The following is a 23,412-nucleotide window of genomic DNA, read 5'->3' on the forward strand; positions in this document are numbered from 1 at the left end:
GGGGAGAGCCATCATGATCGGTCGCATCACGAGCAACACCATGACGCAGCAGTCGCTGCGGACGCTGCAGACGAACCTCGCGGATCGCGAGCGGCTGCAGAACCAGGCCGCCTCGCAGCGCGCCTTCCGCTCGCCGAGCGAGGATCCGGCCGCGGCCGCGACGGCGCTGGGCGTGCACGGCGACCAGTCGCGAGTCGCGCAGTTCGCACGCAACCTCAGCGACGGGATGGCGTGGGTGACCACGGTCGACACCGCTCTCGGAGCGAGCGCCGACCTGCTCAACCGTGCCAGGGACCTCACCGCGCAGGGCGCGAACTCGGGTGCGCTCAGCCCCACGGCCCGCGAGTCCATCGCGCAGGAGCTGGAGTCGATCAGCGCCGAGCTGCTGGCGAAGGCGAACACCACCGTCCTCGGGCGCAGCGTCTTCGCCGGCACCAGCGATTCGGGCGCGGCGTTCGATCCGGGGACCTTCACCTTCAATGGCAGTCCGGGAGCCGGAGTGCAGCGGCGCATCAGCGACAACGAGACGGTCCGCGTCGACTTCGACGGCTCGCAGGCGTTCGGCGACGGGGCGAACAGCGCGTTCGCTCTGCTCAACGACATCGCTGCCGAGCTGCGCGGCGGTGGGGAGGTCGGTGCCCGCCTCGCCGACATCGACGGGCGTCTGAAGGACGTCATCGCGGCCAGGGGCGCGACCGGCGCGCGCCAGGTGCAGCTCGAGAGAGCTTCGTCCCAGAACCTCTCGACATCGATCGATCTCGAAGCGAGGCGTGCCGAGGTCGAGAACGTGGACAGCCTCGAGGTGCTCGTGCGGCTGCAGTCGGCCGAGCTCGTCTTCCAATCCGCTCTGCAGGTGACCGCGAAATCTCTGCAGACCAACCTCCTGGAGTTCATCCGATGACCGCCACGACCGTCGAGGCGACGGGTTTCGCCGTCGAGTTCACCACGCCGATGCACGGCCTGAGCCCGTACAGGGCGTTCACGCTCGAGCAGATCGCCGGCGCGGAAGGGCTGTACGCGCTGCGTGCTGCGGATGCAGACGTGCGGCTGTTCCTCCTGGATCCGCTCTCGGGCGACTACGGGTACGCCCCGGCCCTGCCCGCCGATGTGCTGTCCGAGCTCGGCGCAGCCGCCGACTCGGAGATCCGCGTCTTCGTGGTGGCGAATCCCGCCGACGACGGCGTCTACATCAATCTCCGAGCCCCCGTTCTGGTGCACGGCGTGACGGGGCGGGCCGCGCAGGTCATCCTGGATGACCAGGCGTACCCGATCCGCGCGCTCCTCGGCGACTGAGACCGCGCGCGAACACCCAGTGATCGGCGTGCCGCGACGAGCCGCCGACCAGAACGCACAGGAGAGATGACGTGGTCGATCTGCGATCGAAGATCCATGGCGCCGGGGCGACCCAGGCGGTGAACCTCGTAGTGATGGCCTTTCATGACCGCTTCGCGTCCGACGCCGAGGGTGCGGTCACCGCTCACTACCTCGATGCTCGGGTGCACCCGGGTGATCGCAGGGCGCCGGGGCAGACGAGTCTCGCGCTCGTGTCGAAGAAGGGGACGAGGTCGACGACGGGCTTCGCGAACTCGGCACGGTACACACCGCTGCAGCTGGCGTCCATCGAGCAGGCGGCGGCCGACAACGTCACCGATCTGACCGATGCGTCGGGGAAGGTCATCGGCAGAGCTTTCGGCGTCAGGGCGGACCTGCTCATCAACAGCGGAGATGTCGTCGTGAACACCAAGACTCTGGCGCCCACCGAGCTTTCGGTCGGCGAGGACGCTGACGGTCGCGACATCCGTGCGCAGATCACCGACTCGGTGGCTGCGGCGCGGAGGGCGCGCGATGCGGCGCGCGCCCTCGTCAGTGAGCCGGCGGGCGATGCCCTCGCGCGCAGATAGCCGAGGAAGTGCGGTGATCGTCGGAAAAGCAAAGGAAACCGAGATTCACCGCATATACCAAGGAAGAGCCTTTAGGCTCTGAGAGCACAGGCTGGGGTACTGGCAGATCCCGGCGTCGTCGCAGGAGATGGGAGACCTGCGCGCGCTGCGGATGCGGCTGGTAGGGGTACAGCGCAGAGAAGCCCGGTGACGGGCGACATTCCATGGGACGGAAGACGACATGAGCACATCAAGGACGCTCGAGACGAACAGGGTGAGCAAGCGCGAGTTCGTGCAGCGATTCGCGCGACGAGGGGGCATCTCGGTCCCGGCCGCGCAGACGGCGTACAACGCGATGATCGACGAGCTGCTCGACCTGGTCGGCCGGGGGAACACGGTGACTCTCACCAACTTCGGCAAGTTCTACCCGCAGACGCACAAGGGGCATCGCGTGCAGTTCGCGAAGGACGAAGGAGACGCCGAGGTCAATGACTACACGGTGTTGAAGTTCTCCGCGACGCGCGAAGTGAACCGACGTGTGAAGGTGAACGACTAGCCATCGTTATCTGAACGTAAACGAGAATCCCCGGAGGTTTCGACCTTCGGGGATCTTTCTTGCCCGTCGCGCCCCTAGCATGTAGTTGAATGTAGTTCTGGCCGCTGGGGAGGGGCCTCGCTGTGAGTCGCTGGGGAGGGCTTGCACTTACAGTGGAAGAGACGGAACTCGATGCCGATGCGCGCACGCAACCAGCTCGTGGTCGAACACCTGCACATCGTCGGTGCGGCGACCGCATATGTGGCGTCCCGCCTCACCCAGGTCTCCCGCGATGACCTCGCCTCGGCGGGTGCGTTCGCGCTCGTCCGCGCGGCGGAGAAGTTCGATGCGACTCTCGGCGTCCCGTTCGGCGCCTTCGCACGCGGGCGCGTCAACTGGGCGCTGAAAGACGAGCTGCGGTCGATGGACTGGGCCCCGCGCGACATCCGCGTCCGGGCCAGGGAGACGACGAAGGTGCGCCAGACGCTGTCGGCGGCTCTCGGGCGCACTCCCACCGTCGCGGAGATCGCGGCTGCGATGGGGGTGGACACCGGGTCCGTGCGCGAGGGACTGGCAGATGCCGAGCGTATGCTCCTGAGCCTCGACGCCCCGGATGCGCCCGAGATCGTCTGGACCGGGTATCTCCCTGAGGAGCAGGCGATCGCGTCCGAGCGTGACGAGTTCCTCCGCCGCGCCGTCGACGCGCTCCCGGAGCGCAAGCGCGAGATCATCCGCGCGATCTACTTCGAGGACCGCAGCGTGAAGGAGCTGGCGGACGAGTTCGGCGTCTCCCACGCCGCCGTGTCGCAGCAGCGCGCCGAGGCGGTGCGGATGCTCCGCGATGCCCTCGACCGTCACTACGCGGATGCGCCTCTCGGTGAGACCGCGCCGACGTCACGCTCCTCCGCATCCGCTCTCGAGGCGTACTTCGAGCGGCTCGCGAGCGGAGGTCAGCGTTTCACGCGGGCGATCCTGTCGCACGCCGTCGGCGCCTGACCGCACGCGCCGCGCGGCTCTCGGCATCGGCCCTTCGGTCTGTGCTCAGAGACCGAAGCCGTAGCTGGCCTGCCCGACCAGGATCAGGCTGACCGTGGTGGGGTAGACCTCGGGCTCTTCGTCTTCGTCGTCGAGCAGGTCGAGCTTGTGGATCGGCACGAAGATGCTGCCGTCCGGCTCGAAGATGAGATCCTTCGGCACGAACGAGGCGAAGATCGAGCGCGTCGAGTTGCGCAGTTCGTAGGTGCGCCCGACGTCGCCGCGCTCGAAGAGATTCATCTCGACCTCGTCCGACCAGACCTTCCCGTCGGGGAACCGGGCCTCGATGCGGTAGGTGCTCGGCTCGACCGACTTGATGTTCAGGTCTTCGACGACCTCCGAGAACAGCGTGTCCGGCTGCTCGAGCTCGAAAGCGATGGCGCGGAGGTGGTCGTAATTCAGTCGCGCGCGTCGTGAGAACAGCGCCACGTTCTCGATCTCGTCCGGGTTGGCGTTCGGCGCCTGGTCGATCAGGTACTGCCTGACCTCGTCCGGCCCCGGATACTCGAAGCGCATGTGGTAGTGGAATCGTCCTGGCCGGTTGACGATGTAGGTGCTGACGTCGGCGATGTCATTCACCGTCAGGCAGTAGATGCGCTTCACGGACGAGAGCCCGTCGAACAGCGACAGGAACTGGTTCTGCCGGTTGCTTCCGTCTCCGCCGCCGCGGCGGCCGGCGGGGAAGATCTTCTCGAACTCGTCGAAGATGATCAGGCACTCGTCGAGCGTGTCGAGGAACTCGACGATGCCGTCGTTGTCCTCCGAGACGATCACGACCGGAAGACACTGCTCACGGGCCTCCTCGGCGACCATGCGCAGGAAGAGCGTCTTGCCGATGCCCTTGTCGCCCGACAGCATCACTCCCAGACTGCGGTCGGTGAGCGCATAGGAGCGGAAGATCTTGTCGACCTTCCTGTCGCGACCGCCGTAGATGCGCTCGGTACCGACGGTGAGGTCGTCGACCTTGATGAGGCTGAAGCCCTCTTTCGAGGTGAAATGCACCCGGTAGGTGCCGAGAGGGAACACCTGATGCGTGCGGACGGCGTCGTCGTAGACGCGGACGTGTCCACCCGTCTCGATGTAGGTGCTGGTCAAGGTCCTCCTCCTTCGCTCCCCGTTGTACATATCGGTCGAGATCTGCGTGCCGTAAGGCGATCGTGGAGCGATTTTCGCAGTAGCCTGAGCGGATAGCGGGCGTGGGGACGTCCGGGGTCTGGGGGCCGTCATGGGTGGGTACGCAGGTGTGGAGCAGCCGGTCGACGGTTCGATCGTCATCATGGTCGAGGCGGCGCCGCAGGGACTGATGCAGTACACACTCGATCCGGACGCCAGACGACCCGTGTGGCGCGCCGTCCTCATCGCGCACGACGACGCTGTGATCGGCGCTGCGACGTCTCCCGAGCAGACCGCCGATCTGCTCGTGCGCGGCAGTGTCGAGTGCATCCGGCGGAGCATTCCCAGCCTGGATGTCGGCGGGCTGACGATGCGCCCCGAGGTCGGACCGAACGACAACGCCCAGATCGTGGCTGCAGGTGATGCGAGGTTCCTGCGATCCGAGTGGGATGCGGTCGTCCGCGAAGCCGAGCAAGAGGTCGACGGAGCGTAGCGCGCGCCCCTCAGTCCTCGACGAGGTAGGCGTCGACCATCAGTGACCCGCGGATGGCACGCAGAGCCTCGATCACGCGTTCGACGCCGCGCGCCGTGACCGACGGCATCTGCAGATCGTGCGGCCCCAGCGGCTCGAGCTTTCCCGTGCGGATGCGGATGACCTCCCAGCCGGCGGCACGCAGGGCGCGATCCTTGCGCAGGTCGGCGTCCTGGCGCTTGCCGACATGCTCTAGCCCGTGTCGGCCGACCGTGTCGTACTCGATCGCGACCCTCAGCTCGGGCAGGAGGATGTCGGGCCAGACCTCGGTATGCCGGAAGAACGGCCGGGAGACCTTGACGGCGTTGACCCCGGTGGTGACGCGGAGCCGGAACTCGATCGCCGCGCGCAGCTTCGCCTCGGCGGTGGACGCCGGTGCCGGGGCGCACACACTCAGAAACGCCTCGCCGACGGGGAGGTCGGGGGTCTTCGTGCACAGCGTGGTGGGCGGCTTGGGGCGCCTCGGGATCGCGCGGGCTTCGCCGAGGATCACCGGCTGCGGTCGGGCGAGAGCCGAGCACTCCGGGCACCACGACGACTGACGGCGCACCCGCCCTGGACGCTCGCGCTGTTCGGTGGGCGTGGCTGCGAAGCGGTGACCCATCCGGCATTCCCAGCAGAGCAGCACGTCGGCCGCTAGCGGCACCTGCGACAGCGCGATCCCGTGGTTGAGCTCGGGGTGGTACTGGCGGATCAACTCGGGATACGCCGCCCAGGCCGCACGGTAGGTGCCCTTCTCATAGGGCACGTCGAGTCCGCGCGAGAACTGGCGTCTCGCCCACCACGACTGCACGGGTTCGGTCACGCGAGGACGCTACCCGCGGCCGCCGACATCGCGAGGAAGGACCGGACGTGACAGACTCGCGGAGACGGACGAGTCCGGGACACGGACAGAGGGAGCAGCCATGGCGCAGCGGATCGTGATCAGCGGTGCATCGGGTCTGATCGGCACAGCGCTCGCTTCATCGCTCCGCGCCGACGGTGTGGAGGTGACGACTCTCGTGCGCCGGACGCCTCGTGCGACTTCCGAGGTCGAATGGTCGCCCGGCGAGCGCGAACTCGACCCGGACGTCCTGGCGGGGGCGGACGCCGTCGTCGCTCTCGGTGGCGCGAGCGTCGGCCGACTTCCCTGGACGCGCCGATATCGCCGCGAGCTCGTCGATTCCCGCCTCACGACGACACGTACGCTCGCGACAGCCGTGCGCACGCTGCGTGACGACGCTCCGGCGTTCGTCTCGGCATCCGCCGTCGGCTATTACGGTTCGGCGCCGGGGGAGACCCTGACCGAGGAGTCGCTCGCGGGGGACACGTTCCTCGCACAGCTCTGCGTCCGGTGGGAGCAGGAGGCGCAGCGCGCGGGGGAGCAGAGCAGGGTGGCGCTGCTGCGTACCGCCCCGATCATCCACCGCCAGGGCGTGCTCAAGCCGCTGATCCAGCTGACCCGATTCGGTGTGGCCGGTCCTATCGGACCCGGCACCCAGATCTGGCCATGGATCTCGCTCGACGACGAGGTGCGCGGCATCCGGCATGTGATCGATGCTCGTCTCGAGGGCCCCGTCAACTTCACCGGTCCCACGCGGGCGTCGGCGAACGACATCGGTCGGGCGCTCGCGAAGAGGATGCGTCGCCCGTTCTGGATTCCCGCGCCCGCCTTCGCGCTCCGTCTCGCGCTGAGCCGATCCGCCGCCGACTCGCTGCTCCTGTCGGATGCGGACGTGCGGCCGACGGCGCTCGAGAGATCGGGTTTCGAGTTCACGCACACGACTGCGCAGCAGGCGGTCGACGCGGCGCTCTGATGCCACCGGGTCGACCGCTCTGCCGGGTCAGTGCCCGTGCGGGTCGCGTCGGTTGAGTGTCTCCACGACCTGGGCGTAGTCGCCCCGCGCTTCGCCGTAGCGCAGGAACTTCACGTTCTCGACCTGGATCTCGGTCGCCTCCGGTCGCGTCTCGATCAGCCCGACGACCTCGTCGACGAAGTCATCGAGAGGCATCGCGAAGTCGCTGGACTCCTGGCCGGGCATGAGAGACGTGCGCACGGCCGGTGGCTCGAGCTCGAGCACCTTCACGGTGCTGCCATCGAGCTGCAGGCGCAGCGACTCGCTGAGCATGTGGATCGCTGCCTTCGTGGCGTTGTACGTCGGCGTCACTCGCAGCGGCGCGAAGGCCAGGCCTGACGAGACCGTCATGATCGTGGCGTCGGGAACGGTGCGCAGGTGCTCGATGAATGCCGCGATCAGACGGATCGGGCCGAGCAGATTGGTGGTGACGGTCGCCTCTGCGGTCTCGAGGAACCCGGCCGGTGTCGTCCAGTCCTCGGCACGCATGATGCCCGCCATCGTGATGACGACGTTGAGGTCCGGGTGGTCGGCGAGCACGGTCTGCGCCGCGGCACGGATGCTGTCGGCATCCGCCGTGTCGATCGTGACCGTGTCGATGGTGGGGTTCTCGGCGGCGATCCGATCGAGCAGCTCGGTGCGGCGTCCGCCGACGATGACCGTGTTGCCGCGCTCGGCGAACTTCTGGGCGAGAGCGAGCCCGATGCCGCTGGTCGCCCCGGGGATGAAGATGGTGTTTCCGCTGATGTTCATGCCTCCACTCTTCGTCCGAGGGGATCGGCCCACCAGAGAGCGCTCATCCAGGGATCCGCGATCCCTGGATGACTGCCGGCGCGCACGGGATACTCGAGAGGTGGACAGAGAAGCACTGGCAGAATTCCTCGTGCGCCGCAGGGAGCAGCTGAAGCCGTCGGATGTCGGTCTCGGTGCCGGAGCGCGGCGTCGCACACCGGGCCTCCGCCGGGAAGAGGTCGCGCAGCTGGCGGCGATGTCGACCGACTACTACGCCCGTCTCGAACAGCAGCGAGGACCGCAGCCGAGTGTGCAGATCCTCGCGTCACTGGCGAGGGCGCTGCGACTCACCCCGGATGAGCGCGACTATCTGCATCGCATCTGCGGACACAGCGCCCCTGACCGCACGATGTTCACCGACTACGTGCACCCCGGCATGCTCCGGGTGCTGGATCGCCTCGACGACACACCGGCCTTCGTGGTGTCGGTGCTCGACGAGGTGCTCATCCAGAACGACGCCGCGCGTGCGCTGCTCGGCGACTCGAGCGGACTGGAGGGACTCGAGCGCAGCGGGATCTACCGGTGGTTCGCGCACCCCGATGAGGAGCGTGGCCGTTACCCGCTGGAGGACCATCCGCGGCATGGTCGGGTGCTCGTCGCCTCGCTGCGGGCTGCCTATGGAGCGCTCGGCGAGCGCTCGCGTGCCGGCGACATGGTCCGGGAGCTCTCCTCCCGGAGCGCCGAGTTCGCCGACCTCTGGGACGTGCACGAGGTGCGCAGGCGCTTCGAGGACCACAAGGTGCTCATCCACCCGGAGATAGGGCCGATCGAGGTCGACTGCCAGGCGCTCTTCACCGAGGACGAGTCGCAGGCGCTCATCGTGCTGACCGCCGCCCCGGGCAGCGACGCCGCGAGCAAGCTCGAGCTTCTCAGAGTGCTCGGGACGCAACGGGTCTGACGGGCACCCAGCACGCCACGCGGCTGCGGTAGGCGGCGAACTCGGACCCGAATCGGGACTCGAGATCGGCCTCCTCGAGCGGTCGGACGACCGTGTTCCAGAGGATCGAGCCGAATAGCGAGTAAGCGACGACCATCCACGATCCGAGCAGGAGGCCGACCGCGACCCCCTGGGCGATACCGGCCACGGCCATCGGGTTGCGCACGTAGCGGTAGGGGCCGGTGATCACGAGTCGGTGCGCCATCTGCGAGGGGAGCGGCGTTCCCTCGCCCTTCACCGACATCGACACGGCCGACCAGATCCCGAGAGCCGTCGCGCAGACGAGCAGCACGCCCCCGGCGATCCGCACGCCGAGAGGGACGTCGATGCGGAGCATCCAGCGCGCCTCGACCAGCGACACGACGACGGGGATCACCAGGAGGAAGGTTCCCCAGAAGAAGAGCGTCTGCAGTCCGGTGCGGGCGAGCAGCCGCCCTGTACCGACCCGATCGGCGGATCGGAAGGCGAGCGGGCCGGTGACCATCCACTCCACCGGAACTCTGCCGAGGAGCAGGATGATCGCCGACACGATGCTCGCTCCGGCGGCGACGACCATCAGAAGGGCACCCCACCCGGCAAGCGAGGTGAGCGTGGCGTAGACGCACATCGCCGCCGCCACCAGCGCCGTCCAGGGCGCGACCACCCAGAGCGCCCAGCGGAACCCGGCGGCGACCAGCGCGGACGCGACGACGAAGAGCGGGATGTCGAGCATCGCCACAGGTGCGACAGGAAGGTCTCCGAGCGTGGCACGACGGACCGCGTCCGACAGCGGGACCGCGATCCACCAGAGTGCCCCCGCGAGAGCCTGGAGGGCGAAATACACCCGCGCCGTCACCGGAGTGATGCGGATGCCTGCGATGACGGGCATGCTCGCCAGTCTACGAGCGGGTTCCGATCACGACTCCTCGTGCGTGGCCGGGTCGGCGTCGAAGAGGCGGCCGTCGCGGCGTCCGAGCGCGGTGATCGCCTCGACTTCGGAGGCGGAGAGCACGATCTCGCCCGCAGCCAGGTTCGAGGCCTGATGCTCGAGAGACGACGCCTTCGGGATCGCGACGGTCTCGCGGGCGACATGCCAGGCCAGAACGGTCTGCGCAGGGGAGATCCCGTGCGCTGCGGCGACCTCGCCGATCACCCGCTCCTGGATCAGCTCCTTGGCGCGTCCCAGCGGGCTCCAGGCCTCGGTGATGATCCCATGCTCGCGGTGATACGCCAGCTGCTCGTCCTGCGGGAAGTACGGGTGGACCTCGATCTGATTCACGACCGGGCGGACGCCCGTCTCGCGCTCGATGCGCTCCAGGTGCTCGGGAAGGAAGTTCGACACTCCGATCTGAGCGACGGTCCCGCGCTGCTGTGCCTCGACCAGTGCCTCCCACGCCTGCACGTACTCGTCCTGGTGCGGGTTCGGCCAGTGGATCAGGTGCAGGTCGATCGCGTCGACGCCGAGACGCGAGCGGCTCTCCTCGATGCTGGTGCGTGCCTTGTCGCGCGGGTGGTGGCGACCTGGAAGCTTCGTCGTGATGATGATCTCGGCACGGTCGACGTCGGCCGCGCGCACTCCGCGCCCGACGGAACCCTCGTTCTCGTAGTTGAAGGCCGAGTCGAGAAGGCGGTAGCCCGCACCGATGGCCGTGGCCACGGAGTCTGCCCCTGCATCGCCGTTGAGGGCGTATGTCCCGAAGCCGAGCGCGGGAAGAGCGAAGCCGTTGTGTGCGGTGAACCGAGGAAGAGCCGTCATGCCGCCAGCGTACGCTTGTGGCATGACGGGAGCGCGAAGTGTGGCGGTCGATGACGGCGGTGTGCCGGGTGACATGAGCCGGTGTCCGTGCGGGTCGGGTGACGTCTTCGGCGGATGCTGCGGCCCGCTGCTCGCCGGGTCTCCCGCCCCGACAGCCGAGCGTCTGATGCGGTCGCGATTCACGGCCTTCGCGCTGCACGATGCGCCGTACCTCCGTGCCAGCTGGCATACGTCGACCCGCCCGGCGACGATCGACTTCGACGACGGCCTGGTCTGGAAAAGGCTCGTGATCGTCGATCGTGTCGCAGGCGGCCCCTTCGACCGTGAGGGCGTCGTCGAGTTCGAGGCGTTCTTCCGAGAGGGCGCGGAGCGCGGTTCGCTGCGTGAGCGCAGCCGCTTCGTGCGGGAGGGGCGGTCGTGGCTGTACCTCGACGGGCAGGTCGGGTGATGCGCGCGGCCGCGCAGCGACTAGATTTGAGAGCGTGAACGCCAGCCCAGAACACCAGCGCATCCTGCTCGACGTCGCCGACCTGGACCGGCGCATCGCGCAGGCGGAGCGCGCACGCACCAAGCCCACGCAGGCGGCTCGGATCACCGAGCTCGTCGCGATCCGCCAGGAGCAGCTCCGCGAGCTGACGAGCCTGACCGGAACGCGTGACGACGTACGCACCGAGCTGACTCGGCTCGAGTCCGATGTCAAGCTCGTCGAGCAGCGCCGGGCCCGCGACGCAGACCGTCTTGCCGTCGCGACCAATCCCAAGGACGCGCAGGCGCTCGAGCACGAGATCGCCAGCCTCACGAAGCGCCAGAGCGACCTGGAAGACATCGAGCTCGACGTCATGGGACGGGTCGAGGATGCCGATGCGGCGGTCGCCGCCCAGCAGGCCCTGCTCGCGACGACCACTGCCGAGGGCTCGGCGCTCACCGCGCAGGCCAAGGCCGACGTCGCATCGGCCACCGAGCTCGGCGCGCAGCTGACGCGCGACCGTGAGGCCGTCACCGCGGTCATTCCCGCACCGCTCCTCGCCGAGTACACACGCCGTGCCGCCAACAGCGCGGGCGCCGCTCTTCTCACGCGCGGCACCTGCGAGGGCTGCCGCATGTTCCTTCCGGGCACCGACCTGAACGACATCCGCAACGCGGCGGACGACCTCGTGGTCTCGTGCCCCGAGTGCGGCTGCATCCTCGTCCGCACCGAGGAATCCGGGCTGTGATCTCCGCGCCGCGCGCGCGACGGCGGTGAGCTCGCCACAGCACACCGAACGGCGTGTGGCGTTGCTGGCCCGACCCGGCGGATACACGGCAGTGGAACTCGCCGCCGACGATTCCGAGGTCGGACGCGTCGAACTCGCGGCGTCCGACATGCCGCGGTGGGTGTCCGATCAGGAGGCGACGAACCCGCCGCGCTGGGTGATCCGCAGCGCGCGGGAGATCTATCCCGTACTGCTCGATGCGGGCGTTCTCCTCGGCCGCTCGCACGACCTGCTTCTCTGCCACGCCATCCTCCGCGACACCGACAAGGTGGCGAGGCCGCTCGCACCCTCCTCATCATGGGTACGTCGTGAGCCCGTCGACGAAGCGCCTGCTCTCTTCGACGTCGTCGAGGAGAGCGAGTCCGGCGACCCCGTGGGCGACGCGCTCGAGCAGTATCGAGAGCAGCGCCGCGTGCTCCGCGACGGCAAGGACGGGAGGCTGACGCTGCTGACCTCCGCGGAATCGGCGGGGGGACTGATCGCCGAGGAGATGCGCGCCGCGGGTCTGCCGTGGAACGAAGCGGCGCATGACGCGATCCTCACCGAGATCCTCGGCACGCGCCCTGCCGCAGGGGGCCTGCCCAGCCGGATGGTGGCGCAGGGAGAGCGTGTGCGTGCGATCCTCAGCGACCCGACCTTGAATCTCGAGAGCCAGCCCAAACTGCTCCGCGCACTGCACCGGGTGGGCGTGCAGGTCGAGTCCACGGGCCGATGGGAGCTGGCCCAGCACAGCCACGCGGTCGTCGAGCCGTTGCTGGCGTACAAGAAGCTGTCACGCCTCCTCAGCGCCAACGGGTGGGCCTGGCTCGCGGAGTGGGTGCACGAGGGCCGCTTCCGGCCGATCTACATCACCGGGGGCGTCGTGACCGGGCGCTGGGCGTCCGCCGGCGGCGGTGCGCTCCAGCTGCCGCGCAACCTCCGCGCGGCCGTGCGGGCAGATGAGGGGTGGACGCTCGTCGTCGCCGACGTCGCGCAGCTGGAACCGCGGATGCTCGCGGGCATGGCGGGCGATCGGGCGATGGCGAAGGCCGCGCAGGGCAAGGACCTCTATGCCGGCGTCGTGGAGTCCGGGGCCGTCGCCACTCGTGAAGAGGCGAAGTACGCCGTGCTCGGCGCGATGTACGGAGCGACCACGGGCGACAGCGGCCGCCTCGTGCCGCGCCTGCGCAAGGTGTATCCACGGGCCATGGCCCTCGTCGACAAGGCCGCACGCTTCGGAGAGGACGGCGGAGTCGTCTCGACCTGGCTCGGACGATCCTCGCCTCGTCCGTCCACGGAATGGGAGGCGATGCAGGCACGGGCGACCGATGCCGACGCCGATCCTGCAGACGTCGCTCTCGCGCGACGACGAGCGAGGGATTGGGGCCGGTTCACCCGCAACTTCGTGGTGCAGGGTACGGCTGCCGAGTGGTCGCTGATCTGGCTGGCCGAGATCAGGCATCGCCTGCAGGCGCTGCCCGATGCGGAACGGCCGGCGACGGCATCCGGAGTGTTCCGCTCCCGAGCGCACCTCGCCTTCTTCCTGCACGACGAGGTGATCCTGCACGTTCCGGCCGATCAGGCGGAGGCGGCGGCGGATGCCGTGCGCGAGGCCGCAGCGGTCGCCACCCGGCGGCTCTTCGGCGGCTTCCCGATCGACGTGCCGCTGGATCTGCGCATCGCGGAGTCGGCCGAGAAGTAGTCACGCGCCGACGTAGACTGGGACTGCGAATGGGTCGACTGGACGGCCGCGTGGCGGGTGACCGCACCGAGGAACGTCCGGGCTCCTCAGGGCAGGACGGTGGGTAACGCCCACCCGGAGCAATCCGCGAGAAAGTGCCACAGAGAGCAGACCGCCCCGCAAGGGGTAAGGGTGAAAGGGTGGTGTAAGAGACCACCGGGGGCCATGGTGACATGGCCCGCCAGGTAAACCTCGTCCGGAGCAAGGTCAGACAGAGGATGTTGACGCGGCTCGCCGAGTCCTCGGGTAGACCGCTAGAGTGCCACGGCAACGTGTCGCCGAGAGAGATGGCCGTCGAAGGGGCGAAGAACCCCGGAACAGAACCCGGCGTACAGGTCGGCCCATTCGCCCAGACGTGCAGAAGGCCCCGCTGATCCAGCGGGGCCTTCTTCGTGATCTGGGGCTTCAGTCGCCCGCGAGGGACGCCGCGCCGATGATGCCCGAGTTGTTGCGGTGGATCGCCGGGACGATCGGAGTCTTGAGGTCGAGCAGCGGCAGGAAGTCTCCCGCGTTCTTCGACACGCCGCCGCCGACCACGAACAGATCGGGGCTGAACAGGAACTCGATGTGCGAGTAGAACTTCTGCAGACGCTCTGCCCAATCGGCCCAGCTGAGCCCCTCGCGCTCGCGTGCCGAGGTCGCGGCGTAGGTCTCGACGGACTCGTACTCGCCGAAGTTCAGGTGACCGAGCTCGGTGTTCGGAAGCAGCACGCCGTCGTAGAGGAACGCCGACCCGATGCCGGTGCCGAGGGTCGTGAGAAGCGTGAAGCCGCGCACGTCGCGGGCGGCGCCGTGGCGAGCCTCGGCGACGCCGGCCGCATCCGCGTCGTTCACGAAGACGATGTTGCGCCCGAGGCCGTCTCGGAAGAACCGCTCGGCGTCGAAGTCGACCCACTCCTTCGAGACGTTGGCGGCGGAGAGCGTCTTGCCGCGCTTGACGATGGCGGGGAACGCCACGCCGAGGGGGAGAGTCGAGTCGTGCACGTCGAGAGTCTTCAGAACCGTCTTCACGGCCGCCAGGACGTCCTGGGGCGATGCGCCCTCAGGAGTGGGGACGCGCACCCTGTCGGAGGCCATGATGCCGTGCTCGAGGTCGACCAGACCTGCCTTGATACCCGTGCCGCCGATGTCGACGCCGATCGCTTTTGCCATGGTCGATAGCTTAGCGACCGCCGCCAGCGCCAGTAGGATCGATGACACCACGTGATGAAGGGGATCTGCCATGTCGAACGGCGATGAGAAGTACTGGTACAACCTGGAGACCGGTCAGGTGGAGTTCGGCATGATCTCGCCGTCCGCCGATCGGGTCGGTCCCTTCGACACCGAGCATGAGGCCGCCCATGCCCCGGAGAAGATGCAGGAGCGCTCGCGCGCCTGGGCCGACGAGGAAGCAGCCGAGAGCGGCTGGGACGCCGGCATCGGCAAGGGCGCAGAGTAACCGTGGACAAGCAGAGGGATTTCGTCCTCCGGACGATCGAAGAGCGCGGCGTCAAGTTCGTGCGCCTGTGGTTCACCGATGTCATCGGCACGCTCAAGTCGGTGGCGATCGCCCCGGCCGAGGTCGAGGGAGCATTCGCCGAGGGAATCGGCTTCGACGGCTCGGCCATCGAGGGACTCACCCGCAGCTACGAGTCCGACCTGCTCGCGCAGCCGGACCCCACCACTTTCCAGACCCTGCCGTGGCGCGGTGAGATCGACCCCACCGCGCGCATGTTCTGCGACATCACCACGCCCGACGGTCGCCCTGCGGTCTCCGACCCCCGGCACGTGCTCAAGCGCACGCTCGCGAAGGCGGCGGACGCAGGGTTCACGTTCTACACGCATCCCGAGATCGAGTTCTATCTGCTGAAGTCCTCGTCGTTCGGTCCCGAGGGTCCGGTTCCGGTCGACTCGGCCGGCTACTTCGACAACGTTCCGGGCGGAACCGCGCACGACTTCCGTCGTCGTTCGGTGCGGATGCTCGAGGATCTCGGCATCTCGGTGGAGTTCAGCCACCACGAGGGCGGCCCCGGTCAGAACGAGATCGACCTCCGCTACGCGGATGCGCTGACGATGGCAGACAACGTGATGACCTTCCGCACGGTCATCAAAGAGGTCGCGATCGAGCAGGGCGTCTACGCCACCTTCATGCCGAAGCCACTGAGCGGACACCCGGGAAGCGGCATGCACACGCACATGTCGCTGTTCGAGGGCGAGCGCAACGCGTTCTACGAAGAGGGCGCCAAGTACCAGCTCTCGAAGACGGGCCGGCACTTCATCGCAGGCCTCCTGCGGCACGCCAACGAGATGGCGGCGGTCACGAACCAGTTCGTGAACTCGTACAAGCGTCTCTGGGGTGGCGATGAGGCTCCGAGCTTCGTCACCTGGGGCCACAACAACCGTTCGGCGCTCGTACGCGTCCCGATGTACAAGCCGAACAAGGGCGGCTCCTCGCGCGTGGAGTACCGCGCACTCGACTCCGCGGCCAACCCGTACCTCGCCTACGCGCTCATGCTCGCCGCCGGCCTCAAGGGCATCGAGGAGGAGTACGAACTGCCTCCCGAGGCCGAGGACAACGTGTGGTCGCTCAGCGACGCCGAGCGTCGTGCTCTGGGTTACTCGGCGCTGCCGGCGAGCCTCGACCACGCGCTCGAGTACATGGAGAGCTCCGAGCTCGTCGCCGAGACGCTGGGGGAGTCGGTCTTCAACTACGTGCTGCTCAACAAGCGCAAGGAGTGGGAGGCCTACCGAGGCCAGGTCACGCCGCTGGAGCTGAAGAACAACCTCGAGCTTCTCTGAGCGTCGCGCATGGCCCGTTCGGACGACTCCGTCTCTCTCTCCGCGCTGGCCAGGCTCGGGTTCGCCGAGCTCAGCGAGGCCGCGGCCAACCTCGCGGAGCTGGCGACCCTGCTGGGCGTCGAGCGATCGCTGCTGCTCGGTGAGGCCGACGGCGCCGACCCCGATGCCGCGGTCGAGGGGATGCTGCGCGTGGCGCGGCGCGACCCCGCGCCGCTGGCCGCGTTGTTCGTCGACCCGGAGTCGCGTCGACGGGTCTGGCGGGTGTTCGGCGCATCGCAGGGTTTCGCGGACTTCTTCCTGAGGCACCCGGACCAGATCACGGTGCTGGGTGAGGCCACGAGCGAGCTGCCGTCGGCAGATCAGCTGCGCGAGCGGTTGCTGGACGCGGTGGGGGCGCGCGACGGGTTCGCCGAGTCCGCAGACGATGCGGCGGTGGTCACGCTGCGCGTCGCCTACCGGCGCAACCTCGCCGAGATCGCCGCGTTCGACCTCACGGCGCACAATCCGGTGCGCATCGTGGGCGACGTCGCCGCGGCGCTGGCCGACATAGCGGGAGCCGCGCTCGAGGCCGCGCTCGCGGTCGCCCGCCGACGGCTCGCAGACACCCTGAGCCGGGAGCAGGTCGCGGCGACCCAGCTCGCGATCATCGGCATGGGCAAGGCGGGTGCGCGGGAGCTGAACTACGTCAGCGACGTGGACGTCATCTTCGTCGGCGGCACGACCGACGAGGAGATCGTGTCCGAGGCCCGGGCGATCGACATCGCGACGCGCCTCGCCAGGGAGACGATGCGCGGGCTCAGCGGGATCGAGGTCGAGCCGCCGCTGTGGGAGGTCGACGCGGCGCTGCGCCCCGAGGGCAAGCAGGGCGCTCTGGTGCGGTCGCTCGCCTCGCACCTGGCGTACTACGACCGCTGGGCCAAGAGCTGGGAGTTTCAGGCCCTGCTGAAGGCTCGGCCCCTCGCGGGCGACCCCGACCTCGGTGCGGAATACATCGCCGCCGTACAGCCCAAGGTCTTCTCCAGCGCTGCTCGGGAGAACTTCGTCGACAGCGTGCAGCGCATGCGCGAGCGCGTCATGGAGCACATCGATCCGGAGGATGCCCCGTACCAGCTCAAACTCGGCTCAGGCGGGCTGAGGGACATCGAGTTCACCGTGCAGCTCCTGCAGCTCGTGCACGGCCTCACAGACCCCCGTCTGCGGACGAGGGGAACCCTCGAGAGTATCGATGCCCTGGTCGAAGGCGGCTACATCGGCAGGGCCGAGGCCGCATCGTTCGCCGACGACTACTGCATCCTGCGGTTGATGGAGCATCGTCTTCAACTGAAGGAGCTCAGTCGCACCCACCTGATGCCGCGAACGCCCGCGGGGCTCCGCGTGCTCGCGCGCAGCACCGGTCTGGGGGAGTCCGGTGAGGCGATCTGGGCGCGGTGGGAGAGTGTGCGCCGCGAGGTGCGTGACATCCACACCCGGCTTTTCTATCGCCCCCTGCTCAGCGCGGTGGCCTCGCTTCCCGAAGAGGAACGCACGCTGTCGACGGCGCAGGCGCACGACCGTCTCATGGCGATCGGTTTCCGCGACCCCGCCGGAGCGCTCCGTCACATCGGCGCCCTGACCACCGGCCTCAGCCGGAAGGCGACCATCCAGCGGCACCTGATGCCGGTCATGGTGCGCTGGTTCGCCGACGGCAGCGATCCCGACTACGCCCTCATCGCATTCCGCCGGATCAGCGAGCGACTCGGCGACACGCCCTGGTTCCTCCGGATGCTCCGCGACTCGTCCGGTGCCGCGGAGAGCCTGACGAGGCTCCTGTCGTCGTCGCGGTACGTCGGCGAGCTCATGGAGTGGATCCCTGAATCCGTCGCGTGGCTCGACAGCAGCGATCTGCTGCGCCCGCGCAGCGGTGCCGCGATCGACGAGGAGGCGCGGGCGATCCAGACCCGCCACACGAGCGTCGGCGACGCTCTGCAGGCTGTCCGCGCGCTCCGTCGCCGCGAGCTGCTGCGCACGGCCATGGGCGGTGTGCTCGACGTGCTCTCGATCGAGCAGGTCGCCACCTCGCTCACCGAGATCACCGATGCGACCATCCAGGCCGCGCTCCGTGCCGTGCGCCGCGAGCTCGTTCCGCCGGAGGACGAGGCGCTCGACTTCGCCGTGATCGGCATGGGGCGTTTCGGCGGCGCGGAGCTGGGTTTCGGGTCGGATGCCGACATCCTCTACGTCTACGACGCGAACGGTGTCGAGCCGCAGCGCGCCCAGACCCTCGCGACACGCATCGTCTCCGGGCTGCGCGAACACCTCACGGATCACCGGGTGCCGCTGGATCTCGATGCGGATCTGCGCCCTGAAGGACGCAACGGGCCGGTCGTGCGATCGATCGACGCCTACGCCGAGTACTACCGGCGCTGGTCGCTGTCGTGGGAGGCGCAGGCGCTGCTGCGGGCGCGCGGAGTGGCCGGCAGCACGACGCTCATCGAGAAGTTCACGGCCCTCGCCGACAGCATCCGGTATCCCGCCGAGATCGATCTGCAGGGCAGCAGGGAGATCAAGCGCATCAAGGCCCGCGTCGAGGGAGAGCGGCTTCCCCAGGGCGTCGATCCACGGCGCCACCTGAAGCTGGGCCCCGGCACTCTGAGCGACGTCGAGTGGTTGGTCCAGCTGCTCCAGCTGCAGCATGCGCACGAGGTGCCCGAGTTGCGCACCACATCGACGCTCGGGGCCCTCGAGGCGACGGTCGCCGCGGGGTACGTCCCGGCAGAGTCGGCTGATCTGCTGCGCGATGCGTGGCTCCTGTCGAGCCGACTGCGTTCGGCCATCACGCTGTACACGGGCAAGACGAGCGACGTGCTGCCGACCGACCCCCGTGAGCTCGACGCGATCGGCCGGCTGCTCGGCTACCCAGACCGCTCGGCGAGCGTGCTCGACGACGACTACCTCGGTGTCACTCGTCGTGCGCGGCGGGCGTTCGAGCACCTCTTCTACGGGTAGGCGCTGCCCTGCGAGTCAAGGGCGGGCGCGTCATTTGCTTTTCGCCTGTTCGTCGCTCAGGCTGAGCGCATGACGATCTCGAAGCTCGGTGTGATCTGGAACCCCTCGAAAATCGATGAGGGCAAACTGCGCACCGCCGTGTCCGACATATTCACCTCGGACGTCGAGTGGTGGGAGACCAGCGTCGACGATCCCGGTCGCGGAATGGCGGCTCAGGCCGTCGAGGCCGGCTGCGACGTCGTGGTCGCCGTCGGGGGCGACGGCACGGTGCGAGCGGTGGCCGAAGCGCTCGCGGGCACCGAGACGGCTCTCGGAATCGTCCCGCAGGGAACAGGCAACCTGCTGGCGCGAAACCTCGAGATTCCGCTCAACAACATCCCCGCGGCGCTGAAGCGCGTCCGCGACGGGGACCCGCGCAAGATCGACATCGGCTGGGTGGACCTGGACGGCACCGAACACGTGTTCGTCGTGATGGTCGGCTTCGGGATCGATGCGCAGATGCTCGTCGAGACCGATGACGACCTCAAGGACAAAGCGGGCTGGCTCGCCTACGTCGAGGCGATGGGTCGCGCACTCGCCGGCACCGAGATGACCGACATCACTGTCACGCTCGATGACGGCGACGCGCAGGAGCTGCGCGGCCACACCATGCTGATCGGCAACTGCGGGATGGTGCAGGGCGGCATCCGTCTGCTTCCGGACGCGGTTCTCGATGACGGTCTGCTCGACATGCTGCTGGTGAGCGCCGACGGGCCGCTCCAGTGGCTCGACACCGTGCGCACGTTCGTCTGGGAGAACGGCATCCGTCGTATTCTCGGCAGCGTCGACGAGGCCGTCAGCAGCGACTCCACGCGCCACATCTCGGCAGAGAAGGCGACGATCGAACTGTCGTCGCCGCTGGCCTTCGAGATCGACGGCGAAGAGGTCGGCGAGGTCTCGAAGTTCTCTGTGCGGGTTCAGCCCGCAGCACTCATCGTTCGCTGAGCGTTCCCGGAGGCACGACCTTGCGGTCCTGTGTCGGGAAGACGACCTTCTGAACGATGATGATGACGCTCGCTGCGACCGGGATGGCGACCAGCGCGCCCAGGATGCCGCCGAGCGCTCCACCGGCGACCGCCGCGATGACGACGAGTGCGCCGGGAACGGCCACTGCCTTGTTCATGATGCGGGGCGACAGGATGTATGCCTCGATCTGCATGTAGACCAGGTAGTAGATGAAGGCGATCAGTGCGGTGACCGGACTCACGATCAGGCAGATCAGCGAGTTGATGATCGAGGCGCTCAGAGTTCCGACGAGGGGGATCATCGACCCGATGAAGGCGATCAGAGCGAGCAGCGCCGGTACCGGTGCGCCGATGATGCTCAGCACGATCAGGCTCAGAACGCCGTTGACCAGCGCGAGGCTCGCCTGGCCGATCACATAGCGCCCGACAGCGCCCGAGACGTCGTCGAGGAGACCGCTGAAGGTGTCGCGCTGGTAGGCGGGGACGAAGCGCGCGGCCACCTTCTTGATGCTGCGCAGCGACGCCATGAAGTACAGCGTGAGGATCAGCACGATCGTCACGCCGGTGAATCCGCCGGCGATGCCGGCACCGACGGCGAAGACACCGCCGCCGATGTCTGCCAGGTTGCCCGGATCCTGCAGGAACGACAGGATGCCGTTCGCGGCATCCTCGAAGGTCGAGCCGAACTGGTCGTTGAGGTCCTTGAACCAGGCCGAGGCCATGATGTCCTTGACCATCTGCGGGCCGTTCTCGATCAGGTTCGCGATCTGCTCCACGAGGATCGGGACGATCGCGAGGATGATGCCTGCGAAGGCGAGCACGACTCCGGCGACCACGATCGCGACCGCCGCAGGCCTGGGGAGCTTGCGCTCGAGGAATGAGACGATCGGATCGAGTCCGAGTGCGAGGAAGATCGCGACGCCGATGTAGACCAGCACGGTCGCGAGCTGGTTGACGATGCCGCCGAGCATGAGAGCCACGAGAACGCCGAGCGCTCCGAGCAGGCCGTACATGAACGGGTTGATGCGGGCGATCGCCGCGGCCGCCGACTTCGGCTGCGCCGGGGGAGTCTCCGTCGTGTGCCTGAGCAGCTGCTTCTCGGTCTTCCGGCGCATGGCGTCGTCCCCTCTGTAGTTCCCGACCTCTCAGTGCACCACCCGCAGCCCTTCGAAGCAAGCGCGACACGGTCATGGTCTGCGCGAGAACGGAGCCGGATGTCGGAGGGGCATGGGAGCGTTCCGGGATGGAGACTCTCACGCTCAGACGCTGGTCCGCCGACGACCTCGGTCTGCTCCGCATCGCGAACACCGCCGAGATGACCGCGCACCTGAACGGCATCGAGACCGAGCAACAGCTCATCGAACGCAACGAGCGCTATCTGCGCCTGTGGCGAGCAGGCGAGGCGAGGATGTTCGTCATCGAAGACGAGCATCGTCGCGCGGTCGGCTCGATCGGTTTCTGGCATGCCGACTGGCGCGGCGAATCAGCTCTCGAGGCCGGCTGGTTCGTGGTCCCCGATGCTCAGGGCGGGGGAGTCGCCTCACGGGCACTGCGGCTTCTGATCGAGGATGTTCGAGAGCACCGCGGCGGCCGGCGATTCCTCGTCGCCTTCCCGTCCGTCACGAACCCCGGCTCGAACGGCGTCTGCAGGCGAGCCGGGTTCGAGCTGGTGGGTACCTTCACCGAGGAGTTCCGCGGCGCGGAACTGACGATGAACGAATGGGTTCTCGACCTCAGGAAGTCCAGTAGTTCTTCCTGACCGAGACGCCGGTCAGGGTCGCACCGGCGTTGAGCGCCATGACCTGAACGAAGAGGCGCATCGGCCCGACCAGCTGGTAAGACTGGGCATGCTGTCCCTGGGTAGGGCTGCCTGCGGCGGCGGTGGCCCGGATCTCTGTCACCGGCTGGACCTGGGTCGAGACGACAGGCCCCGCGTTGGAGGCGAGCTTCTCAGCGACGAGTCTCACCTGGAGGCCGGTCGTGAGCCCGTTGGCCTTGAGGTTGAGCGACACGTCTCCGGTCTCGACGATCCCTACGCCGGCGATCCCGAGGTAGACCTGCCCGTAGGAGACGGCGATGGTGGTCCAGACGTTCGCCGGCAGGGCGACGTTGTTGGCGAAGTCGGTCGACTGATGGGTGGGCACGGGGTCGTCCTCCGGGTAGATGGGTAGGGGGCCTCCTTCGACGAAGTTCTCGAAGTTGACGGTGTTGGCGAAACCCAGCTGGTTAGGCGTGCCGCCGATCCAGAGGGAGACATGGACGTGGGAGCCGTATCCGGTCTCGCTGCCGAATCCGGACGCCCCCGAGTAAGCGATGATCTGACCTCGGCTGACCCGGCTTCCGTTGGCGACGGAGCTGGAGGCGAGGTGGAGGTATCGGATGTAATTGCCGTCATCCGCGCGCAGCGCGATGTAACGCCCCGTGGCGGAGTCCGTCGTGTCCTTGCGGTCGACGATGACGCCGGCGGTCGCCGCACGGATCGGTGTGCCGCGGGGGACCGCGTAGTCGGTTCCGGGTTCACCCGAAGGGGGCTTCCGATTGCGGTGTCCCGTCCACGTGCTCGAGATGGGGACGTCGCCGCACGGACGGAGGTAGCTACCTGCTGCCGACGCGCGCAGCGGCGCGGAGAACATATCCACGCTGAGCGCGGTCACCCCGAATGCCAGCCCGGTCGCGAGGAGAACCGTCCGGCGCGAGAGACCACGGCGCGATTCGCGGCCGGGTGGGGACGCATCCGCGTCGGTGCTGCACATCAGGGATTGGTCCCTTCGTTCTCTCCCCGGATCAGCCTCTGGATCTGCTCCTCAGGTAGCTCATCGATCGACCCTGAGGCCATCTCGACCACGGGGGAGTCGGGCGTTCCGCCGATCGTGCAGAGAGAACGCCCTTCCATGCCTCCGGTCCGCGCCGGGACGATGACGAGCCATTCCGGAGTCACGGTGCGTCGTTCGATGCGTGTGCTCTCCGTGTCGAAGGTCACATCCGGGCTGAACGTCGAACGCGTCTGGTCGATGCAGATCTGCGCCAACTGGTCACCGGTGAAGTCGCCGAACGTGAGAGGCACGGCTGAGGGGGTCGGTGTCGTGGTGGGGGCGGGGTCGGTGGGCGTCGCGGTCGCGGTGGACGTGGGCACCGGCACGGCTCCGGGTATGGTCGCGCAGCCGGACACCACGAGTGCGACAGCAATCGCTGCGGTGCTCGCGAGCAGTCGAGAGACGAAGTGGGGACTCATAAGTCTGACGGTACCGCGTGGAGTCCGCCTCGCCCTGGATCGCGGC

25 protein-coding genes and 1 other RNA gene are annotated in these 23,412 nt (G+C 68.1%); 17 read left to right on the forward strand and 9 right to left on the reverse strand.

The window, feature by feature from the left end:
* The first annotated feature begins 13 nt into the window (after window positions 1-13).
* From flgL to ASF80_RS01680, 5 genes are all read left to right on the forward strand, one after another.
* Entirely contained in the window at window positions 14-901 is an 888-nt protein-coding gene (flgL, locus tag ASF80_RS01660) for a flagellar hook-associated protein FlgL (protein ID WP_082488143.1), read from the forward strand.
* Window positions 898-1,293, forward strand: a complete 396-nt coding sequence (locus tag ASF80_RS01665) for a flagellar assembly protein FliW (protein ID WP_056307428.1) — start codon at window positions 898-900, stop codon at window positions 1,291-1,293. The genes flgL and ASF80_RS01665 overlap by 4 nt, the downstream gene beginning before the upstream one ends.
* 71 nt (window positions 1,294-1,364) lie before the next feature.
* Window positions 1,365-1,901 carry a hypothetical protein gene (locus ASF80_RS01670; protein WP_056307431.1) on the forward strand — a complete coding sequence of 179 codons (537 nt, stop codon included), beginning with the start codon at window positions 1,365-1,367 and terminating at the stop codon, window positions 1,899-1,901.
* A 220-nt stretch (window positions 1,902-2,121) separates the two neighbouring features.
* Window positions 2,122-2,436, forward strand: coding sequence for an HU family DNA-binding protein (locus ASF80_RS01675; RefSeq protein WP_056307433.1), 315 nt, complete (start codon window positions 2,122-2,124; stop codon window positions 2,434-2,436).
* A gap of 171 nt (window positions 2,437-2,607) precedes the next feature.
* Complete coding sequence (locus ASF80_RS01680; RefSeq protein ID WP_056307435.1) at window positions 2,608-3,411, forward strand: sigma-70 family RNA polymerase sigma factor; 804 nt, start codon at window positions 2,608-2,610, stop codon at window positions 3,409-3,411.
* A gap of 45 nt (window positions 3,412-3,456) precedes the next feature.
* On the opposite strand, the gene ASF80_RS01685 is transcribed toward ASF80_RS01680, so the two are convergent.
* Window positions 3,457-4,545 (reverse strand): AAA family ATPase, encoded by a 1,089-nt coding sequence (locus tag ASF80_RS01685; RefSeq protein WP_056307437.1) that lies wholly within the window; start codon window positions 4,543-4,545, stop codon window positions 3,457-3,459.
* 130 nt (window positions 4,546-4,675) lie between these two features.
* On the opposite strand from ASF80_RS01685, the gene ASF80_RS18995 reads away from it, so the two are divergent.
* Window positions 4,676-5,056 carry a hypothetical protein gene (locus ASF80_RS18995; protein ID WP_056307440.1) on the forward strand — a complete coding sequence of 127 codons (381 nt, stop codon included), beginning with the start codon at window positions 4,676-4,678 and terminating at the stop codon, window positions 5,054-5,056.
* Window positions 5,057-5,066: 10 nt separating this feature from the next.
* On the opposite strand, the gene ASF80_RS01695 is transcribed toward ASF80_RS18995, so the two are convergent.
* Window positions 5,067-5,900, reverse strand: coding sequence for a zinc-ribbon domain-containing protein (locus ASF80_RS01695; RefSeq protein ID WP_056307442.1), 834 nt, complete (start codon window positions 5,898-5,900; stop codon window positions 5,067-5,069).
* A gap of 100 nt (window positions 5,901-6,000) precedes the next feature.
* Here ASF80_RS01695 and ASF80_RS01700 point away from each other — a divergent pair, with 100 nt between their 5' ends.
* On the forward strand, window positions 6,001-6,891 hold the full coding sequence (locus ASF80_RS01700) for a TIGR01777 family oxidoreductase (RefSeq protein WP_056307444.1): 891 nt from the start codon (window positions 6,001-6,003) through the stop codon (window positions 6,889-6,891).
* Between the two features lie 27 nt (window positions 6,892-6,918).
* Here the strand turns inward: ASF80_RS01700 and ASF80_RS01705 are convergent, their stop codons facing one another.
* A complete protein-coding gene (locus ASF80_RS01705; protein WP_056307446.1) occupies window positions 6,919-7,683 on the reverse strand; it encodes an SDR family oxidoreductase in 765 nt (254 codons plus the stop codon).
* Window positions 7,684-7,783: 100 nt separating this feature from the next.
* On the opposite strand from ASF80_RS01705, the gene ASF80_RS01710 reads away from it, so the two are divergent.
* Window positions 7,784-8,620 (forward strand): helix-turn-helix transcriptional regulator, encoded by an 837-nt coding sequence (locus ASF80_RS01710; RefSeq protein WP_056307448.1) that lies wholly within the window; start codon window positions 7,784-7,786, stop codon window positions 8,618-8,620.
* On the opposite strand, the gene ASF80_RS01715 is transcribed toward ASF80_RS01710, so the two are convergent.
* Both ASF80_RS01715 and ASF80_RS01720 read right to left on the reverse strand, forming a co-directional pair.
* Entirely contained in the window at window positions 8,592-9,527 is a 936-nt protein-coding gene (locus tag ASF80_RS01715; RefSeq protein ID WP_056307451.1) for a methyltransferase family protein, read from the reverse strand. The genes ASF80_RS01710 and ASF80_RS01715 overlap by 29 nt on opposite strands.
* Window positions 9,528-9,554: 27 nt before the next feature.
* Entirely contained in the window at window positions 9,555-10,394 is an 840-nt protein-coding gene (locus ASF80_RS01720) for an aldo/keto reductase (RefSeq protein WP_056307453.1), read from the reverse strand.
* 22 nt (window positions 10,395-10,416) lie between these two features.
* On the opposite strand from ASF80_RS01720, the gene ASF80_RS01725 reads away from it, so the two are divergent.
* The 4 genes from ASF80_RS01725 to rnpB all read left to right on the forward strand — a co-directional run bounded on the left by ASF80_RS01725 (window position 10,417) and on the right by rnpB (window position 13,715).
* Window positions 10,417-10,842, forward strand: coding sequence for a YchJ family protein (locus ASF80_RS01725; RefSeq protein ID WP_235559849.1), 426 nt, complete (start codon window positions 10,417-10,419; stop codon window positions 10,840-10,842).
* A 34-nt stretch (window positions 10,843-10,876) separates the two neighbouring features.
* Entirely contained in the window at window positions 10,877-11,608 is a 732-nt protein-coding gene (locus ASF80_RS01730; RefSeq protein ID WP_056307455.1) for a zinc ribbon domain-containing protein, read from the forward strand.
* A gap of 25 nt (window positions 11,609-11,633) precedes the next feature.
* Entirely contained in the window at window positions 11,634-13,328 is a 1,695-nt protein-coding gene (locus tag ASF80_RS01735; protein WP_082488145.1) for a bifunctional 3'-5' exonuclease/DNA polymerase, read from the forward strand.
* A 30-nt stretch (window positions 13,329-13,358) separates the two neighbouring features.
* An RNA gene (gene rnpB / locus ASF80_RS13580) (RNase P RNA component class A) lies at window positions 13,359-13,715 on the forward strand.
* Between the two features lie 57 nt (window positions 13,716-13,772).
* Here the strand turns inward: rnpB and ppgK are convergent.
* Window positions 13,773-14,519, reverse strand: coding sequence for a polyphosphate--glucose phosphotransferase (gene ppgK, locus ASF80_RS01740; protein WP_056307459.1), 747 nt, complete (start codon window positions 14,517-14,519; stop codon window positions 13,773-13,775).
* A gap of 70 nt (window positions 14,520-14,589) precedes the next feature.
* Between ppgK and ASF80_RS01745 the strand changes: the two genes are divergently transcribed.
* From ASF80_RS01745 to ASF80_RS01760, 4 genes are all read left to right on the forward strand, one after another.
* Window positions 14,590-14,805 carry a hypothetical protein gene (locus ASF80_RS01745; RefSeq protein ID WP_056307461.1) on the forward strand — a complete coding sequence of 72 codons (216 nt, stop codon included), beginning with the start codon at window positions 14,590-14,592 and terminating at the stop codon, window positions 14,803-14,805.
* Between the two features lie 2 nt (window positions 14,806-14,807).
* The gene (glnA, locus tag ASF80_RS01750) at window positions 14,808-16,145 is read left to right on the forward strand and encodes a type I glutamate--ammonia ligase (RefSeq protein WP_042541155.1); all 1,338 of its coding nucleotides are present in this window, start codon (window positions 14,808-14,810) and stop codon (window positions 16,143-16,145) included.
* Between the two features lie 9 nt (window positions 16,146-16,154).
* Window positions 16,155-19,130 (forward strand): bifunctional [glutamine synthetase] adenylyltransferase/[glutamine synthetase]-adenylyl-L-tyrosine phosphorylase, encoded by a 2,976-nt coding sequence (locus tag ASF80_RS01755; RefSeq protein ID WP_056307463.1) that lies wholly within the window; start codon window positions 16,155-16,157, stop codon window positions 19,128-19,130.
* 69 nt (window positions 19,131-19,199) lie between these two features.
* A complete protein-coding gene (locus ASF80_RS01760) occupies window positions 19,200-20,114 on the forward strand; it encodes a diacylglycerol/lipid kinase family protein (RefSeq protein WP_056307465.1) in 915 nt (304 codons plus the stop codon).
* Here the strand turns inward: ASF80_RS01760 and ASF80_RS01765 are convergent.
* Window positions 20,101-21,249, reverse strand: a complete 1,149-nt coding sequence (locus tag ASF80_RS01765) for an AI-2E family transporter (RefSeq protein WP_056307466.1) — start codon at window positions 21,247-21,249, stop codon at window positions 20,101-20,103. The two genes, ASF80_RS01760 and ASF80_RS01765, sit on opposite strands and share 14 nt — an antisense overlap.
* Window positions 21,250-21,377: 128 nt before the next feature.
* Here ASF80_RS01765 and ASF80_RS01770 point away from each other — a divergent pair, with 128 nt between their 5' ends.
* Entirely contained in the window at window positions 21,378-21,893 is a 516-nt protein-coding gene (locus tag ASF80_RS01770; RefSeq protein ID WP_056307468.1) for a GNAT family N-acetyltransferase, read from the forward strand.
* Here the strand turns inward: ASF80_RS01770 and ASF80_RS01775 are convergent.
* Both ASF80_RS01775 and ASF80_RS01780 read right to left on the reverse strand, forming a co-directional pair.
* Window positions 21,868-22,887, reverse strand: coding sequence for a M23 family metallopeptidase (locus tag ASF80_RS01775; RefSeq protein WP_056307470.1), 1,020 nt, complete (start codon window positions 22,885-22,887; stop codon window positions 21,868-21,870). The two genes, ASF80_RS01770 and ASF80_RS01775, sit on opposite strands and share 26 nt — an antisense overlap.
* Window positions 22,887-23,366 (reverse strand): hypothetical protein, encoded by a 480-nt coding sequence (locus tag ASF80_RS01780; protein ID WP_056307472.1) that lies wholly within the window; start codon window positions 23,364-23,366, stop codon window positions 22,887-22,889. The genes ASF80_RS01775 and ASF80_RS01780 overlap by 1 nt, the downstream gene beginning before the upstream one ends.
* Window positions 23,367-23,412 lie beyond the last annotated feature (46 nt).

It is taken from the genome of Microbacterium sp. Leaf159, from assembly GCF_001423615.1.
In the GTDB taxonomy this organism is placed as follows: domain Bacteria; phylum Actinomycetota; class Actinomycetes; order Actinomycetales; family Microbacteriaceae; genus Microbacterium.